Consider the following 232-nt stretch of genomic DNA (forward strand, 5'->3'; position numbering starts at 1 on the left):
GTCGCCAAGCCGGTCCTGATCGTGCTCGTCCTGTGTGCGGCAGGCGCCAGCTATTTCATCGCCAACTACGGCGTGGTGATCGACAAGGCCATGATGCAGAACGTGTTCGAGACCGATACGCGCGAAGCCTGCGAACTCCTCAACTGGCACATGGTGTTCAGCATCGGCCTGCTCGGGCTGCTGCCGGCCTGGCTGATCGCGCGCGCCGATATCGGCTTTCCGCAGGGGCTGC

At 63.8% G+C, this 232-nt stretch carries 1 protein-coding gene; it reads left to right on the forward strand.

Annotation, left to right across the window (positions count from 1 at the left end):
• Positions 1 to 232: phosphoethanolamine transferase domain-containing protein (locus tag RAD04_RS39185; RefSeq protein WP_461628036.1), on the forward strand; the 232-nt coding region annotated here is incomplete at both ends.

This window comes from Bradyrhizobium sp. 25ACV (assembly GCF_054863005.1).